General features: G+C 40.2%; 17 protein-coding genes. 4 read left to right on the top strand and 13 right to left on the bottom strand.

Features of this window, described 5'->3' with window-relative positions:
- From R2R35_RS13150 to pstB, 4 genes are all read right to left on the bottom strand, one after another.
- Complete coding sequence (locus R2R35_RS13150) at window positions 1-549, bottom strand: GNAT family N-acetyltransferase (RefSeq protein ID WP_317730277.1); 549 nt, start codon at window positions 547-549, stop codon at window positions 1-3.
- Window positions 550-644: 95 nt separating this feature from the next.
- Entirely contained in the window at window positions 645-2,396 is a 1,752-nt protein-coding gene (locus R2R35_RS13145) for a M56 family metallopeptidase (protein ID WP_317730276.1), read from the bottom strand.
- Window positions 2,396-2,758, bottom strand: a complete 363-nt coding sequence (locus tag R2R35_RS13140) for a BlaI/MecI/CopY family transcriptional regulator (RefSeq protein ID WP_317730275.1) — start codon at window positions 2,756-2,758, stop codon at window positions 2,396-2,398. Before R2R35_RS13140 ends, R2R35_RS13145 begins: the two co-directional genes overlap by 1 nt.
- A gap of 367 nt (window positions 2,759-3,125) precedes the next feature.
- Entirely contained in the window at window positions 3,126-3,851 is a 726-nt protein-coding gene (gene pstB / locus R2R35_RS13135; protein ID WP_317730274.1) for a phosphate ABC transporter ATP-binding protein PstB, read from the bottom strand.
- Window positions 3,852-3,985: 134 nt separating this feature from the next.
- Between pstB and R2R35_RS13130 the strand changes: the two genes are divergently transcribed.
- Together R2R35_RS13130 and R2R35_RS13125 are read left to right on the top strand one after the other, a co-directional pair.
- Window positions 3,986-5,206, top strand: a complete 1,221-nt coding sequence (locus R2R35_RS13130) for a helix-turn-helix domain-containing protein (RefSeq protein WP_317730272.1) — start codon at window positions 3,986-3,988, stop codon at window positions 5,204-5,206.
- A 149-nt stretch (window positions 5,207-5,355) separates the two neighbouring features.
- The gene (locus tag R2R35_RS13125; RefSeq protein WP_317730271.1) at window positions 5,356-5,919 is read left to right on the top strand and encodes a GNAT family N-acetyltransferase; all 564 of its coding nucleotides are present in this window, start codon (window positions 5,356-5,358) and stop codon (window positions 5,917-5,919) included.
- A gap of 102 nt (window positions 5,920-6,021) precedes the next feature.
- Here the strand turns inward: R2R35_RS13125 and R2R35_RS13120 are convergent, their stop codons facing one another.
- From R2R35_RS13120 to R2R35_RS13095, 6 genes are all read right to left on the bottom strand, one after another.
- The gene (locus tag R2R35_RS13120) at window positions 6,022-6,939 is read right to left on the bottom strand and encodes an AraC family transcriptional regulator (protein WP_317730270.1); all 918 of its coding nucleotides are present in this window, start codon (window positions 6,937-6,939) and stop codon (window positions 6,022-6,024) included.
- Between the two features lie 107 nt (window positions 6,940-7,046).
- Complete coding sequence (locus R2R35_RS13115) at window positions 7,047-7,832, bottom strand: nucleotidyltransferase domain-containing protein (protein ID WP_317730269.1); 786 nt, start codon at window positions 7,830-7,832, stop codon at window positions 7,047-7,049.
- Between the two features lie 112 nt (window positions 7,833-7,944).
- Entirely contained in the window at window positions 7,945-9,021 is a 1,077-nt protein-coding gene (locus tag R2R35_RS13110) for a hypothetical protein (RefSeq protein WP_317730268.1), read from the bottom strand.
- A 2-nt stretch (window positions 9,022-9,023) separates the two neighbouring features.
- A complete protein-coding gene (locus R2R35_RS13105) occupies window positions 9,024-9,572 on the bottom strand; it encodes an RNA polymerase sigma factor (protein WP_317730266.1) in 549 nt (182 codons plus the stop codon).
- Between the two features lie 466 nt (window positions 9,573-10,038).
- Entirely contained in the window at window positions 10,039-10,269 is a 231-nt protein-coding gene (locus R2R35_RS13100; RefSeq protein ID WP_317730265.1) for a hypothetical protein, read from the bottom strand.
- A 152-nt stretch (window positions 10,270-10,421) separates the two neighbouring features.
- On the bottom strand, window positions 10,422-11,042 hold the full coding sequence (locus R2R35_RS13095) for a TetR/AcrR family transcriptional regulator (RefSeq protein WP_317730264.1): 621 nt from the start codon (window positions 11,040-11,042) through the stop codon (window positions 10,422-10,424).
- 205 nt (window positions 11,043-11,247) lie between these two features.
- Between R2R35_RS13095 and R2R35_RS13090 the strand changes: the two genes are divergently transcribed.
- Complete coding sequence (locus R2R35_RS13090; protein ID WP_317730263.1) at window positions 11,248-11,952, top strand: ABC transporter ATP-binding protein; 705 nt, start codon at window positions 11,248-11,250, stop codon at window positions 11,950-11,952.
- Window positions 11,946-15,236, top strand: coding sequence for an ABC transporter permease (locus tag R2R35_RS13085; protein WP_317730262.1), 3,291 nt, complete (start codon window positions 11,946-11,948; stop codon window positions 15,234-15,236). Before R2R35_RS13090 ends, R2R35_RS13085 begins: the two co-directional genes overlap by 7 nt.
- A 241-nt stretch (window positions 15,237-15,477) precedes the next feature.
- Here the strand turns inward: R2R35_RS13085 and R2R35_RS13080 are convergent, their stop codons facing one another.
- From R2R35_RS13080 to R2R35_RS13070, 3 genes are all read right to left on the bottom strand, one after another.
- Window positions 15,478-15,909 (bottom strand): VOC family protein, encoded by a 432-nt coding sequence (locus R2R35_RS13080; protein ID WP_317730261.1) that lies wholly within the window; start codon window positions 15,907-15,909, stop codon window positions 15,478-15,480.
- A gap of 105 nt (window positions 15,910-16,014) precedes the next feature.
- Complete coding sequence (locus tag R2R35_RS13075) at window positions 16,015-17,853, bottom strand: M56 family metallopeptidase (RefSeq protein WP_317730260.1); 1,839 nt, start codon at window positions 17,851-17,853, stop codon at window positions 16,015-16,017.
- Entirely contained in the window at window positions 17,850-18,242 is a 393-nt protein-coding gene (locus R2R35_RS13070; protein ID WP_317730259.1) for a BlaI/MecI/CopY family transcriptional regulator, read from the bottom strand. Before R2R35_RS13070 ends, R2R35_RS13075 begins: the two co-directional genes overlap by 4 nt.
- Between the last annotated feature and the right edge of the window lie 88 nt (window positions 18,243-18,330).

Raw genomic sequence — 18,330 nt, 5'->3', positions numbered from 1 at the left:
TTATCGATCCTCTCTTAGCATAGCATAATGGGCAATGTCACAAATACCGGTATTATTCTTATCTCCCTGGCGTTTGATTCCTTCAAATCGCAGGCCGCATTTTTCCATGACTTTACCGGAGGCAGGATTTTTCGTGTCATGTCTTGCTTCCAGGCGGTTAAATCCCACCTCCTCAAAGAGATAATCCCTTACGGCTGACAATGCTTCTGTCATAATATTTTTACCCCAGAAAGCCCTTCCACAGCAGTAACCTATTTCAGCCGCAGAAATCTGTTCATTCATATGGACCACGCCTATACTTCCAATTGGTTCCTGTATTTCTTTCAGTACCATACACCAGTGATAATTATCCTTTTCTATGGCTTTCTCCTCCCAAATGCCAAGAAGCGCTTTGGTGCCTTCTACATTTGGGTGTACCGGCCAGGTAAGATATCTGGTCACTTCTTCATCACTGGCCCAGTTTCGATACATATATTCTGCATCCTCTGTACGAAAAGCCCGTAGAATCAGGCGCTCTGTTTCTATTGTCTTTGTTCCAAGATGATTCATAATAAGCTCCCCCTTTCAATTATCCTTATTCTATTTCTTCTCACAATTTACAGGCATAGCAAATACCTGACTAAATGAAACACCCGAATTATATGCTAATCTGAGGGAAGAAAGTAGACAGCAGTCTGGCTCCAGGTATTATCACTTTTTAATTCCAGTTCTGTTAATACATATCCAATACAGTCCGCATGGACACCTGTAGGACCAGTAAGGTATTGCTTTATTATTAATTTTACCTTTTCCTCTTTCATTTGTATAGCAAAATCACATATTCCGTCAGCTGCCACAGGCTCCGCTGCTTTTCCCTGTATTTTGTTCCACTCCTCCCTTTGGCCCGTTCTGGCATAATGGGCTTCCAGGATATCCTTATGGACCTCTAGGACGGTACTTTTATTGTGATTCAGTATAGCAGCTGAATTTCCATCCCAGTTCAGGTAGTAAGGAAACCCCGCATAGACATCATATTCCGCTGGTAACGCAACAGGCTGGTATACCTGACCCTGTTTCTCATACACCCGCAGTCCATAGATTCCGTCTCCTCCATTTGTACCTGTATCGCTTATAAGAATTATTTCATTCTCCCCATCTTTGTTCAGGTCCGCTCCGGCAATCTTAAATTCTTCTCTTCCTGGCTCCAAGCCCTCTACTGTCAGGACCTCCTGGTTACCAAAGCTTACCGTAATGGTATTTGAACTGCCCTTCTTTTCTATAAGGGCTGTATCTTTAACCCCGTCCCCATCATAATCCTCTCCTTTATAGTGGTCTTTCAGGTAATAATCATGTGCCTTGCCAAAAAGAGCGCCAATCTCGTCGTTCTCACTTTTGTTATAGAGGACAACAGGACTTTCCGTTAACAGATAATCCTTAAGGGGTTCCGGCTGACTGTCCTCCGCTCTTACATCCCCTTTCGCTCCAGGGCTGAGAAATAACCCTATGCATACGACTGCTACTATCGCCAGCGAAAGTGATATGAGCCATCCAGCAGGTTTTTTATACTTTAAGATATTCTTTATTCTTCCCTTAACGCTGTTCTCCCCAAACCCCAAAGGAACTCCGCTTAAGGAATCTCTGCCTGTTGAAATGGACAGCAATGAGTATGAGTACTGCTTTTTGATACCTGTTCCCAGTTTCTTAACCACAGCTTCGTCGCAGGACATCTCCATATCCCTGTTCATAAGGACAAAAGAAAGCCAAACCAGTGGATTAAACCAATGGACACAGCAGATAGTAAAAGCCAGAACTTTTATCAGGTAATCTTTTCTCCTGATATGCACTCGTTCATGTTCAATAATATATTGCTCCTCTGCTTCCCCTAGTCCTTCCGGCAGGTAAATCCCAGGCTTTCTAAAACCCATAACAAATGCTGTATTCACAGCAGGTATTTTATACAGGTTATCTCTTATCCATACAGCACCAGCTAATCTCTTACGAAATGCCAGGTAGGACTTGATCTGAAAGAATACGATTCCCCCTATACCTGTCAGCCAAAGAAGGATAAGGTAATCAGTTATTGAATATCTTTGGGCCTTATATGCGGTGTTTGCAGGTGCAACTGCTGTTCCTTTAACGGGTTCTTCTGAAAACCCATACTCCTGGGTTCTGATATCCTCTGGGCCAGGTAGTATCAGATAGCTTTCTACCCGCTGGGTGTTTACCTGTTTCGGTATAAGGCTTATCATACTTTCCAGGGTTACAGGACATATCAGCTTTAGAAATACTACACCCCATAAGCAATAGGAAAACACTTTCGGTGATTTTCCAAGTAAAAGCCTTATCCCTAACACGAACAGAATAACATAGCAGGAGAGCAGGCTCATATTTAATATTGCAAAAAACAATTTCTCCACTATTTATCCTCCTTATAACTATCTATAATTTCCCTTAATTCCTCCATTTGCTTCCCGCTAAGCTTCTTACGGCTGATAAAAGCTGTCAGAAATTTCGGCAGCGAACCGTCGTAATTATCTCCCAGAAACTCCTCGCTTTTTAATTGCAGGTACTCTTCCCTGGACACGATAGCCGTTACAATGGCGCCTTCGTTCTTTAAGATACCTTTTACACATAGTTTTTTTAGTACTGTATACGTTGTTGACTTCTTCCAGCTCCATGCTTCCTGACACAGTCTTACTAACTCCCCGGAAGCTAACGGCTCCCTGCTCCATATAATTTCTGCAAATTTGTATTCACTCTCAGTCATAATATATGCCATAAACTTCTCCTTCTCGGTCTATAATGAATAGACCATTACGGTTAGTCTATATCTTATAGACCTAAAAGTCAATGAAAAATTACAGCATTACTAATCATTCGTTATTCTAAAGCTACCTGTTGGTTTAAAATGAATACATAATAAAAGAAGATAATTATAAGGGAGTTTATATCCTTTAATTATCTTCTTCACATAGATTATTTCTTTGTTACTTCTTCCTTAACCTATACTTAACCTAGCATTACTTCTTTCATGTTAAATATTCATTTACCGGCTGGCTATGCATTGCTATATTCTATTATTTCATTTGAAACTCCCATCAGATTAAACCGTTGCAATATTACTCCCACTTTCCTCTCCTTTCACGTCAGCCAAAATGACCACTGACATATTCCGCTGTCTTTTCATGCTTCGGATTCGTAAAGATAATCTCCGTGGTATCGTATTCCACCAGCTCACCAAAAAGGAAGAAAGCGGTTTTATCAGCAATACGGGAAGCCTGCTGCATATTGTGAGTAATTATAACGACGGTATAGGTCTTTTTTAGCTCCACAATCAGATCCTCGATCTTATAAGTGGATATGGGGTCCAGGGAGCTGGTGGCTTCATCCATTAAGATTACCTCAGGATTCAGGGCAATGGTTCTGGCAATGCATAATCTCTGCTGCTGTCCACCGGAGAGGGAGAGGGCACTCTTTTTCAAACGGTCCTTTACTTCCTCCCAAAGTGCTGCACCCTTTAAGCTGTTTTCTACAATCTCATCGATTTCACGTTTTTTCTTACCATAGTATTTCGGTGCATATGCTACGTTGTCATAGATACTTAAGGGAAAAGGATTTGGCTTTTGGAATACCATCCCGATCTTCTTACGGATTAACATAGGGTCTATCTTGCTGTCATATATGTTAATATTATCAAATATTACCTCCCCGGTTATTCTGCATGCCGGAATAATATCATTCATTCGGTTCAGGGTCTTTAGGAAAGTCGTCTTACCGCAGCCGGAAGGCCCGATTAATGCCGTAATTTCATTTTTCTCAATATCCATATTGATATTGCTGATTGCCTGCTTTTCTCCATAATAGAGATTCAATTCTGAGTCCCTTTACGGTCAAGCTCATCACCCAAATTAATTGACAGATGACGATAACACTAATTATACTTTTAAGCAAAGTGAGAAGAATTCCTATGGCATTTTAGAAATTGAGTACTCATATAAGGAGGAATATGAAAAATTATATCGGGTTTTTAATACGTCAAAAAAGACTGGAGCTGAACATCTCTCAGGAAAGACTTTGCAAGGGGATCTGTGCTCCCTCTTATTTAAGTAAAATTGAACAGGGACAGGCCGATGCCAGTTCAGACATTATTACTAGTCTGTTTTCTGCCCTTGGCATCAGATATACAGGTGATCGAACTCTGCTGGCAGAAGCCCGTGAGCATTTCAATCGTTTCTTTTTTCTCCTGGATTCAGAGGAGTCAGCAGAAGAAGAAACAAATTACTTTTTCAGGCATGGAGAGGAATTGGAACACAGTGAATTTCACCTGGATTATCACCTATGTTTATTGTTTTCCCATTTGTCAGCAGAAGATCAGGAGCAGGCCGGGAAAGAGCAAACTTACTTGAGCCGTTTCCTACCTTATATGGAAGATGTGCAAATAATGCGGTACTTTTTAGGCGCAGCAGCAATAATAGGACATTCAGAGAAAGCTGTAAAACTTTTACTGGAAGCTGCTCATTACGGTAATAATAGTGTCATATATTATCAATTGGCAAATACCCTGTATCACCTTGGCCATTATAATGACTGTATCCAAAGAGCGGAAACCGCTTATTTATATGCATCAGAAGAGGGAAATCCTGCGGTTTTAATTGGAGCCAGCTTTCTTTTAGGCTCCTGTTATTGTAACGGTCGCGATTTTTCCATTGCAGAAAAATACTATAAACGCTCAGTCGCTCTGACCCGCGGCTATCGTATACCGGTAAAGAACTATGCTTATTATAACCTTGGTACAGCTTATCTTAGCTGTGAACAATATCAGGAGGCTGAATATTATTTGCTTCAAGCCGGAGAATTGGAGGAAGAGCCGTATCATAACGTCATGCTCAATCAAAAAAAAGCGCTTCTGTTTCTCCATATAGGCGACTCAGAAAAAACAAATCTATACTTAGACCGTGCTTCTGAGGCACTGCAGGCTCTCTCTGAGGATTCTGATAATTATCATCTGTGTAAAAAAATGGTCACATTTGCAGAAATGTTAAATCTGCCCGATTACCTGGATAATCCTGAATATTTAGAACTATTGGAGGAGCTATATGCAAATGTGAACCAACCCTTTGGCTTTGGTTTTCGCAGATTTTACGGATTATTTCTAATCCGCTACTACAAGTATCACAGAAAATATAAAGAGGCCTTGCGCATTCGAGAAGAAATGGATATTTCCTGATATAATAGATTTAACCCTGCTTATAGGGTATTTTCCTATGGATATTTCCCATATAGACCTGGTTTACTTCATATGAAGCAAAATGTTATAATAAAGTCATCACAAAAAGTGAGATAATTCTATGACGAGACATAATGGAGGAAACCCTAATGAAAAAAATTGAAAAGACCTGGGAGAAAGACAATTTTGTCCTTAGACTTGCAAATAAAGAAGATGCGGAAAACTATTATCAACAGAACTATAATCCCTTAGACCCAGAAGTCGCACGACTAACCGGATGCAAGGCTGTTTTTTCCCATGATGAAGTCTTCAGCTTTTTCCTGCAATGTATGGAGGCCGACGACCGCTATGATTTTCTGATTATAGACCCTAAAGGTCGCATTATTGGAGAAAGCGTAATTAATGAAATTGACTGGACTTTAAGAAGCGCCAATTTCCGTATTGGAATTTTTCACAGCGAAATATGCGGAAAAGGAATTGGTTCCTGGGCAACTCAAATGACCCGAGACTTTGCATTTGAACAGCTAAAGCTTCACCGATTGGAGCTGGATGTATTTTCTTTTAACCCACGTGCTGAAAAGGCTTATTTGAAAGCTGGTTTTAAACGGGAAGGTGTTTTGAGAGACGCCATTTGGGACGGTGAAAAATACGCCGATGACATTCTGATGGCAATTCTGGAGGACGATTGGAAAGAAATAAAAGCTATGAAGTAAATAGTAAGATAAGATTATCAATTCGAAATAACCGAAAACAATAAAAAGAAGGGGTTTGTAAAACAACTAAAAATTCAGCTGTTTTTCAACCCCTTCTTTCTATTATTTCTTAATACAAGGCATTATCCAATCACAGATTATCTGACCCTTTCCAGTTTCCAGAGGTGTGCAAAACCTGCTTACAGTATAGAATTCAATCCAGTAGAAATCCTCATAATCCAATGCATAACCGTTCTTAAGTACCATATCTGACATCAACAGATACGCATTGTTAAGAATATCTTCGAAATTTGCCGCACCTATCTGCGCTTTTGCAATGGTTCTTCCTTTGATTACCCTCCCGGTCATCCCTTCCGGAACAGGCGTACCCAACTGAAAGAACTTACCTACCATATAGGTGTCACCAAGACCTTCTTCTGAAGTAAAGTCTGCCGAATACCCAAGTCCCATGCAATCCTCCATGCCAACCTGGTGCTCCATAAGAGCTGTCAGTTTATCATCATAATGCTGACTCCAGAATATATCCCAAAGCGCTTTGTTTCCAGTTACTACGTGCTCTTTGTTGCTGATACCAATCAGCAGCAGATCCTCCGTTTTTTCGTACTCGATTTTTACCAACTCAGCCATAATCCTTCTTCCTTTCTTAACATAATAAGTATCCTTGTCCGTAAAGGAAAGAGGCAGGAAGGCTTTCTCCTTGTAGCCTTCCGTGGTCAGCTGAACAGGCGGCACCATAAACTGCTCTTTAAAGGCTCTTGTATAAGAGGCAGTATTCTCATAACCACAGAGGAAAGCTGCTTCTGTTACGTTTACCTTCTCATCCAGGAGCATTCTGGCTGATTCTGTTAATTTTCTTCTGCGAACATATTCTGTCATTGATATTCCGCAGATATAACTGAAAATCCGTTGATACACACCAAGAGGGATACCGATAAACTTAGCGGCTCTGCTAAAGTCAGTCTGAAAGATATCACTTTCCACCATATCTATAACCTGTTGTGTCTGCTCCATCACATCCATTTTCCTCTTCCTTTCAGTTATATCTTATATCAGGGCTGTATCTGTCCGCTTTTCATTTTTTGTACAAATAATGTATACTTGCTATGGCTAAAGGTTGGCTTGACAATTTATATATCTGCTACCGGTACATTCCCTGTCAACCAGTTAAGCTCACTGTCCTGCATAAATCTGACGGGCCATTCCTTTGTAGTAGAGGTCCAGGTATGAAAATTTACAATACATTGAAACAACTGTTCCACAGCCTCTTTTGACTTCTCAGTAATTGCCTTATTCATATACTCTAGGAGGTTCTCAGGTTTCCTCTCCACACCTTCAAGTACTCTGAAAAACCATTTATGGTAAGGATACAGTGTCTCATTGTAGGTCAGTACTAATCTTCCGGCAAACAATACATAATTGGATATTGCTGTTGTAATCAGATATTCGTTGTTTCTTTTCACTCCTTCGTAGAAATACCATCTCCAGGCTTCAAACTGTGCATAGAATTTCTCCATGTTTTCTAATTTTCTTTCCACCGGATACCTTGAGGCTTCTGCTACAAGCTGTTCCAGCCCCTCTATCTCTGAGTAGGATACGAAAGCATCTTTAAAAGCAAACTTTGCAGGTTCACTGCCCATAGCAGCCGTTTTCTTTATAAACTCCACAGAGGTGCACTTTCCATCAACGTAACCGCCTTCATAAGGTGTCGCTTCGGTTTCATAATAATTAAAGTTCTCCTCCTCCAGGGCTTTCTTATAGTCCTCTTCAGACAGTACAAGCATTAGATCGATGTCGGAATTCTCTCCGGCAAAGCCATGAGCCACAGATCCTCCAATAATTATACCTAATACCTCTTTTCGTTGTTTTAATTTATTTGTTATAGTTTCAATCGCAATCTTATGGTGATTATACATTATGCAAACTCCTTTGTATTTTATTGATATGGATTCCATTCTCCAAGGGGTATTATAATGTATTTTCCTTGCTATTGGAATATAGGACTTTCAAATTACAATATAAGTTCCTTTACTTCAAATAATATCGCTTCCCATTAAATTTAATGTTCTTCACGTTATCGACCATAATAGGTTCTTTAAAAAAGAGAGAGGCTTTGCAATAGATTACATCAGGCTCTAAATTACCGAAATCATCTGCCCTGCCTCCTCCTACAGAATAGGAAAAAGCTTTTTTATCTATACTGGCTTCCGGAAAATATATAACAGCTTTATCACTCTTTTTCTCAAGCTCCTCCATTACAATGTCAAGATCCGATGCTTTTGTGGTTCTTTTCTCAAAGGAAAAGATGCAGGAGTAAGGTGTTAATTCTATCTTAGTCAGTGTCACATATTTTTTTCCCAGTAAAACTTCCTGATTTAAAAGGATTGTCCTGGTATAATCCACCTCTTTGTCAAAATCTATGTCTATTTTCCACTTTTTCTTATAGACACCTTTTATTTTTTCCTGGGTATAATACTGAAGCCCCGCCAGTTCTATGCTATGTTGCTTTCCAGCAATTTTCTCCTTTCCTATAACGGTATAGATAATCTCAAACTGTAACTCCCCACTATTTCCTTTCAGAGGAAGATATTGATAGCCAATACTGCCACCTTGGGCCTCCTGGAATAAAGTGCCTCCACTTTCGTCTTGAAAGCCAAATCTTCCTTCCGTGTAGATACCTTTCTCCTTCAATACATTCTCTGCATTTTTTACGGTAAATCGCAACATAACAGAAGCAACATTACCCGTTGCTACAGCTCCCATTACCTCAATCTTCAGCTCATCCGAATCTGCTGTCTTTCCAACACTGCGGGAGGAAATTTCTTTATACTGCTCTGGCCCTAAATATACCTGACTCCTGGGGATTTCTCTTCTTCTGTCCAGATAAAACTGGTAAAAGAAGTTCGTCCCCGTAAGCTGATTGGCCGTAACAGTAGCTCCGCTAATTAAAAGCAGCACGAGGCAGGCAGCTGCAAAACTTAACCTTAACTTCTTTTTCTGTTTGTGTTTCCCCGTTTTCAGCTTCTCCTTCAGGGCAGTTATATTTCTTGGAGTTACCTCCTCCAGGATATTATCTATTTGTGAAAGTATTTCAGGTTCTTTCATAATTACTCTCCCTTTCTGCATATGCTTTTTGCATATTCAAAGCTTTGCTCCTTTTGAGACAGTTTACTGATTGCGTTGCTGTACTTCCATCGAACCGTTGCATAAGGTCTCTTTAGAATCTCAGCAATCTCCTTATGAGAAAAACCAACAGAATAGAGAACCACTATCTCCTTCTCCTCTTTTTTTAGTATAGACAGCAAAGAATTTAATTCCTGGAACTGCAGCATCTTTCGGTACATATCCTCTGATGGCAGCTCTTCATCCAGTTCTACAAATCTCTTGCCTTCCTCTCTTTTTGTAAGAGCAAGGTTTCTGGCTATCTTCATTACCCAGGCTTTCGCATTCGTTCCGCTGCGGTAACGATGTGCCTTATCCCAGACTCTGATAAAGGTATTCTGCATTATATCCTCTGCATCATAAGGTGATTTTGTAATGACATAGGCTAATCCGTATACGGCTTTACTCATGACTTCATAAAATTCCTCAAGTGCTGCCATTTCCCTTTTGGAAATCCGTACCATAAGATTATCCATCTCCTCACTGCTTAACAAATCTCCACCCCCTAGTAAATACTTTCACAGATATAACTTTTTACATTTGAAATATGTTTGAAACATTTTATATTTTTTCCTTCAAGACGTAAGCTTCCCTCTCCGCCTATTGCCTTTTTGCTCAATCGTATCTGCCCTCTGCCATTCCACCAAAACATAAGTTCTGTTTTGAATAATAAACTATATTTACCAAATCTGTCAAATGAACTTTCACTCCCTTCCTGCTTTTCCCATCAAACAAATATGCTGTTACTCCTTCTGAAATTACACGATAAAGCAGTGTATCCTCCAAATAAAAAAGCATGCCCTTATTTATGAACCGTTACAGTAACCTTAAGGATAATACGGGATAATGACACACTCATTATTCATGTATTACTCTCATTGCCACCTGCGGTGCATAAACAGACATGCTGTTTATAACAGTACAGTAATCCTAGGAAGCCCTTCAGACCCTCCATAACAATTATTTGTTTTTTTCATTTCCTCGCTTAAAATTACCTGTTACTTTTGCCATTATCAGCTGCGCTTCCTTCTGATTCGCATTACGGATTCGTTCCAGGAATCTGTTGCTGTCTTTTTCTTTCAGTATAGTAACCCTTTTACCATACCAGAATATAAAAACCTTCTTATCCTTAGATACCTCAAAGGTAAATGGAATTTCATCCAGCTTATTTCTCTTATCTGCTTCTCCCATTGGCTCTCTCCCATGCCATTCTCTTTCTATATTTCGAGGTTGCTTCCTTACACTTTAGCAAGCTACTTAAGAGTCTACCTAATAGTAAGATATTGCCGCAAGGGATACTTTTCGTATATTCAATTTATACAGACACTCCTACCATATGTCGCTCAATTTAAATGATTATAAGTCTTCATTAGGCCATTTAATTCAATAGAGCTCTTTATCGTCGGGATAATCACGTTGGCCGCAAATGCAGCCATTTCCTCCGGCGATTGCTTACAGTCAGTTTTCAGCCACTTTTGAAGAAAGCCGATATAACCATTGATGATAAAGGCATTAAAATAGTCATATTCCTCTTCTGTCATATGGGCACCGACGCTTTTCCATAAATCAGAGATTCTCTCATCAACAATATTTTTGATACGGTCCACAAAAGCAGCATCTCCATTTGGCCCCAGCATAATTTCACAGAACTCTTTGTTTTCCGCACAGATGGAATAAATCCTTACCAGCACCTTCGGGGGTTCTCCCTTTGCCGGCGGATGATTCATCATCTGATCGATAATTTCATTGAACTTCTGAAAGAAGTCTTCCTGTACCTGACTGATCATATCGTAAATATCTGTATAATGAAAATAAAAGGTTCCCCGGTTGACATCCACAAGCTCTGTCAGCTCACGAACCGTTATGTTAGAAATTGCCTTCTGACGCATAAGGCTTAACAGCCCGTTTAATAATTTTTTCTTGGTATTGCGGACACTACGATTGTTATCACCACTTTTATTCATAGAAGTTTTACCTCATAATTTGAATAGATTCTGCATTTGTGTTGAAAAATACACATCCTGTCTTATTCTGTTTATTGATTTCCTGCGCTTATTATATTATGCTGAATTCTAGTTTATTTTTCAACACTTGTCAAGTTATACAGGATACTATATCATTCCTTTGATTTTACTGTGAGCTTGTAATTAACCCAGCTTAGGAGGTAGCATGAATTCTTTTGTACGATTTGAAAATGTCGGTAAGACCTATCATTCAGGTGATGTTAATGTTAACGCTCTGCATGATACCACTTTTGAAGTAGACAAGGGTGAGATCTGTGTAATTGTAGGGCAGTCAGGTGCTGGCAAGACCACACTCTTAAATATTTTAGGCGGAATGGATACTCTGACTACCGGCAAGGTGTATCTTGGCAATACAGAGATATCAGCCCTGAATAAAAAAAGCCTTGTAGGTTACCGCAGAGAAGATATTGGTTTTGTATTCCAGTTCTATAATCTCATACCAAACCTGACGGCTCTTGAAAATGTTGAGATTGCATCTCAGATGATAAAAGATCCGATTCCGGCGGCGGAGATCCTAGGAAATGTAGGCCTTTCAGAACGGCTCTATAATTTCCCCTCCCAGTTATCAGGCGGTGAACAGCAGCGTGTTTCCATAGCCCGGGCACTGGCTAAGAATCCAAAATTATTATTATGTGACGAACCTACCGGAGCTCTTGATTACAATACCGGTAAGCAAATACTAAAATTACTACAGGATCAGAGCCGGAAAAGCGGGATGACGGTTATCATCATCACCCATAATTCAGCACTGACGGCAATGGCTGACCGGGTAATCCATGTAAAAAACGGAACCGTCTCTTCGGTGCGAAAAAATGAGAAGGTTATACCGGTGGAGGAGATTGAATGGTAATAAGAAATTCTGCGTGGAACAAAAACAACCGCCGGGAAATACGGCATACCCTGGGCCGTTATCTTGCGCTTCTTGTCATTGTAGCTCTAGGCGTGGGATTCTTCTCCGGCCTTAAGATAACCAAGCAGGCAATGCTGCAGACAGGTGATGCTTTTATCAAAGCCACCAAAATGTATGATTACCGGTTACTCTCCACTTTGGGTTTTACCGCAAAAGATGTAGAGTACATCAGCGGTCTTGAAGGTGTAAGCACAGCCCAGGGTGCAATTAATGCGGATTTTATCACAGCTTTTCATGATACGGAGGATGTAATCTTTAAAGCTCACTCCATTACAGACAATCTGAATCAAATAAAGCTGTTAAAAGGCAGACTCCCTGAGGCTGATAATGAGTGTATTGCGGATGCCGGTTATTTTACCGAAGAAGATCTCGGAAAAACAATTAATATATCTGACAAAAACGAAGAAGAGGTGCGGGACAGCTTTGCCTATCAGAATTATACCATTGTCGGCTTATGCAATTCCGTAAACTATATGTATCGCAGTGACCGGGGCACCACTAAGCTTGCCGGTGGTTCCATTAATGCCTTTCTCTACCTTCCGGAAGGCGGCTTTCAGGTTGATTATTATAGTGAGATCTTTGTTACCCTTCTTGATAATCAAGGCCAGATCTTCAGTAAAGAATATGAGGCTGCTGTATCCGCTATGGAACAGCCCTTAAAGACTGCTGTCAAAGACCGTGCAGATCTGCGTTACGGTAATATTACAAAGGAAGCCAGGGAGTCTATCGCAGATGCCCAAAGGGAATACGATTCCTCTTATGCAGAATACCTGGACGGAAAGAAAGAAGCAGAAAATAAATTAAGTGCTTCCAAAAAGAAGTTAGAGAAAGCCAAAACCGAGATAACCGCTAATGAAAAGAAACTGGAAGACAGCGAGGCCTCCTTAGCAGAAAAAGAAAAGGAATATAACTCCGCTCTCTCTGATTATAACATCTCTAAGAAAGAGTATGATACCAAAAAATCCGATTCTTTAAAAGAACTGGAAGATAAGCAGCAGGAAATTACCACCAGCCGTTCAAAAGTAACTAATGGTATAGAAGAGATTGAAAAAAGCGGTGTCCCCGGCCAATACGATACCTTAAAAGCATCAGAAAGTAGCTTAAAAGCCGCTCTCTCACAGCTTTCAGATCCTGACAGCACCGAATACCAGACCTATACCGCACAGCTAAAACAGGTCTCAGCCGGACTGGAGCAAATAGAAGCTTCCGGTGTAATTACCCAGTATCAGACCTTAACGAATTCCCTGAAAGAGCTGGATGCCGCTCAAAGCACACTGGATGCCGCAGGAAAGGCCGCAGAAAAGGAATTTAAAACAGCTATGAAGCAGCTTACCTCAGCCAAAGCACAGTTGGATGCGGCAAAACTAACCCTTGAGACCTTCAAAGAGCAGATAACAGATGGAAAATCCGCTCTTACCAAAGCAAAAAAAGAATATCGGGAGGGACTTGAAAAATATCAGGAAGCCAAAGAAGATACGGAAAATACTCTGACGGAAAGTGAGGAAAAACTCAAGGAAGCCCTGGATAAAATAAACGCTGCAAAAGAGGAGCTGGCCTCGCTGGATAAGCCCGCCACCTATGTATTGGACAGAACAAAAAATATCGGGTATGCAAGTTTTGAGAATGACTCCTCCGTTGTTGAAGGCATCGCAAAGATTTTCCCCATCTTTTTCTTTCTTGTAGCAGCTCTGGTATGCAGCACCACCATGACCAGAATGGTGGATGAACAGCGTACCCAGATAGGAACACTGAAAGCCTTGGGCTATACCAATCGTTCCATCGCTTTAAAATATGTTACCTATTCCGGAAGCGCTGCAGTGCTTGGTTGTATTCTTGGCTATTTTACAGGCACCAGATTATTTCCTTATGCCATCTGGCAGGCTTATAAAATGCTATATGATTTCGCGGAGATTAAATATATCTTCAGTGGCAGTTTAGCACTGCTGACCTTATTTGTTTCCCTTCTTTGTTCCGTTGGCGCAACCTATGCTGCCTGCAGGACAGAGCTGTCACAGATGCCGGCAGAATTAATGAGACCCAAGTCTCCCAAGGTTGGAAAACGAATCTTTCTGGAACGGATTCCTGTATTATGGAAGGCTATCAGCTTCCTCCATAAGGTATCCATCCGCAACATCTTACGTTATAAGAAACGCCTGTTTATGATGATACTTGGGACTGGCGGCTGTACCGCACTGCTGCTGGCAGGTTTAGGTTTAAATGATTCTGTCAGCAATATAGCGGACGATCAGTTTGATACCATTATGCTCTATGATTATACCATAGCCTTTTCAGAGGCACAGACAGAAGAGGACATGGCAGACTTTCAGGAGAATACCTCCGCTCTCTTGTCCGAATGTGTCTTTCTATCTTCAGATACCTATGAAGTCACAGGCAAAGGCGGTAATCAGAAGATAAATGTCATAGCAAGCGATGACCCGGATATTACAAAGGTGATCGGGCTGCACCTTAACGGAAAGGCTGTTCCTTTTCCGAAGGAAGGTTATGTAGCCATTAATGACCGCCTGGCAGAAACCGAAAATCTTAAGATTGGTGATTCCATGACCATCAACCTTAATAACACAGAAGCCTATACGGTTGTAATTGGAGGTATCTTTAAGAACTATGCCTTTAACTATATGTTCATGAGCGGGGCCACACATGAGCAGGTCTTTGGAAAAAAACCAGCTTATAAGACAGCTTATGCCACTACAGATTCCAAGGATATTTACACCATATCTGCCAGACTCATGAAAGATTATGGTGCCTCAGGCATCGTGATTACTGCCGATACCAGAAACCAGGTTACAAATATGATGAACAGTCTGAATTACATTGTGTGGCTGGTAATTGCCTGTGCCTGTGCCCTTTCCTTCGTAGTCATGTATAACCTGAGTAATATCAATATAACAGAGCGGAACCGTGAAATTGCAACCATTAAAGTTCTGGGCTTTTATCCAAAAGAAACCTACAGCTATGTCTTTCGGGAAAATATCGTCATCACTCTTATCAGCACCTTGTTTGGACTTCCGGCAGGCATCCTGCTCCATCGCTTCGTAATGGATCAGATTAAGATTGAGGCTGTGTCCTTTAATGTGCAGATCTTACCCGTGAGTTATCTGTATGCCTTCCTGGTAACTATGGGGTTAACCTTATTCGTTAACCTTATACTTGTTCGGAAAATTGACCGTATTAATATGGCTGAGTCCTTGAAATCCGTAGAATAATGCCGTTTAATAACTACTTATTCTCTCTACGATCCTTGCAATAAATTCCATATAAAAGGCTGTTTCAAGGAAGGAGAAAACCAATTTCAGATTCTTTGTTTTCTTCCCTCCAGGAAACAGCCTTTATATACTTGCATTACCCTATGCTATCAAAGAGTGATTATGATAGTCAGATATTAAGCCTGTAATACTTTTGTGTACTGTTCTAATCTTTTTGTTCTTATTTTCTAACCATTTATACTTATAAAATCAGCATCTCATGCTCATCATATTGAAAGTCGGGTCCATAGGCAACCTCCCAATAATATCCGTCCGGGTCTGCAAAGTATGCATGATAGCCACCCCAAAAAACCTCCTGAGGTTCTTTTACAATCTTACCGCCTGCTTTTCTTGCCAGTTCAATCACTTCCTCCACCTTTGCTTTACTGTCCACATTATATGCCAGTGTGATTCCTGAGAAGCCCTCTCGAATTGCCGGAGGATTTATTTCATCGATATCTTTTGCAAGTTCCTGAATCGGAAATAATTCCAGTTTCGTTCCATAGGAATTAAAAAATACGATAGGGGGATTGTTTTCCGTAACCTCCGTAGCAAATCCAAGTCCATCGCGGTAAAACTTAACGGATGCCTCCATATCTTTGACACCCAGACAAATTATGTTTATTCTGTTCATTTCTCTTCTCCTGTTGTATTTATTATTAAGGCACTAAATAAGAATATATCCTCTATGGTAATTGAATTATAATCACCTGAGAATGGCAAAACAAATCAGAAAAGTTCATTTCACTTGTTCATTCTGCGTTGAAGCAAATCCATTTATTAAATCAAATTTGCCGTTATATGTCACCTCCATCCGAATGTAAGTTTCTGTAATAATCTGAGGGGTCGCCCAATCGCCCACTCCGGCTGTTGGAAGTAACTTCAAATATATCTTTCCATTATCAAAAATAAATTCTCCATAACTTCCAAAGAAAACCGAGGTTAATTTTTCTCCCCAATCTTCTTCAAGCGGTTTCATATCTATTCTATATCCGGTATCTTTTCCATCAATGGTTATCGTTAATATATTATCCTTTATCTGATATTCCATTCGCTTATTAATTTTATCTGACCAGTCAAAAGAGTCAAAGGACTGATATGTCCATCCCCCCTCCTTACTTTTTATAAGCATATATAAATCATTCAAGGATATATTCGTTCCGCTTACACTTCTTGAAATCATTGCTAAATCTTTGCTTCCATCACCATTATAATCCTGATAGCTGATCTTGGGCAATTCCTCATAAACACCCCAATCAATATCTAATACCTGAATTTCCTTTCCTTGTTTCACGCATATCCCGTGCAAGGAATACGCTCCCTCTTCCGTACCCTTTTCTTTCAGACCATAAACATAGATATCATCCTTAGGAATACTTGCTACTAATGCAATTGTTCTGTCGCTCTCAATAAATTCATTCCATTCTTCTCTGCTTTCTAAGAGTTCATCGGGTAACTCTGTATCTTTTGTAATGAGGTTGACTGCTCCATACCAGGTAAGCCCCTCCCTATCCTTCTGTGTCTGACTATCTGTTTTAATTGAAAACAGCGCACCCGGAATAACAAACATAATAAGGAGTAGCATTACCAGCAACAGGCCGTTTCTCTTTTTTCTCCTGCTTAGAATATTTGCCAGCCGTATTTTAAGGCTTTTTGCAGACTCGTTAAATCCTGTGGTCATAGCTAAGTTGGGTATTTTTTGTCGTTTAATACAGGAGAGTATTGTTTCACCATAGTTTATTCGGTCTTCAAAGCACATCCCTTTGATTACCTCTTCATCACATGCCAGCTCCAGGTCAACGCAGGCTTCATGACGCAGAAGGTAGACCACGGGATTGAACCAATGAATTGCATTTACAAAAAGCAGAAATAATTTATACCAATTATCTTTTTGCTTGTGATGTGTCAGCTCATGCTTCAATATAAAGGTCAGCTCCCTATCATTGAAGTCTTCTGCCGGAATTACCAGAAATGGATGCGTAAACCCTATCAGAAATGGACTTCCTGTTTTATCGCAAACATAAACCTCCGGCTGTTTGTTCAGGAACAACTGCCCGGAAAGATTAGTAAGTATATTATGTATTCTCTGTTCATTTACCGGCCGCCGCCAGCGTATAATCTGCCTGCTGTAATACAGATAACCAATCAGATAATATAGTATAAATAAAATAACGCCTGCTCCCCAAACAGAGGCAGCAATATTTAACCAAGGGACCGGCTTAGCCATCGTTTTGTTTTCATAGGCAGCCGGCCGGTCAGCCTGTTTTACTGTATCATATTCAGCTTCCCCAATGCTTTTTGTAACAGCCATTTCAACCGCAGCTGTATTTACTTTCGCCGTATTATCAGTCCTATTATTTGTACTGTATGAGCTTAGAAGATCGAATTGAACCGGTGCACTGACCGGAGTAAAATTCACTGGTATGAGTAGTCTGACAGCCACCAACAGCCATATCAGCCTTTTCCATTTGACAGCATAATGATTGTTTATCAGTAATGACAGCAGTTTGAGTATAAGAATCACTATTCCTGTAACGATGGAAACCTCCAGTATTGCCAGAAATATTTGTTTGATCATGCTTTATACTCCTTTTCCAACAGTTTCAGATGCTCTTGCAGCTCTTTTAAATCTTCCTGATCGATTATTTTATTGCTGTACAAATTTGTTACCAGATTTTGAAGTGAATTTCCATAGAGCTTTTCCAGGAAAGATTTGCTTTCCTGTGTTTTATATTGGTCTTCCGTCACCAGAGCAGAATATAAATTGGTACGGGTCGTTCTGTCACAGTAAACAAACTCTTTCTCCGATAGTCTTGTAAGGGAAGTCATTAAGGTCGATAAACCCCATTGACGCTTTCCTTTGAGTTGTTCCAGAATGTAATTTGAAGTAATTGGCTGAGCACTGCCCCATAGAACCATCATAATTTCTAATTCCGCATCTCCTAATCTTTTTAACTTTCCAATCAAACTTGTTACCCCTTTCCGGTAAAGACTTTAGTGTAATATTAATATTATGTTAATATTATACCATTGTATAATGTAAAGTCAAGTATGC

The sequence above is a fragment of the Anaerocolumna sp. AGMB13020 genome, assembly GCF_033100115.1.
Lineage (GTDB): Bacteria > Bacillota > Clostridia > Lachnospirales > Lachnospiraceae > Anaerocolumna.
The sequence above is the reverse complement of the archived record's forward strand: the minus strand, read 5'-3'. Positions and strand labels throughout refer to the sequence as shown.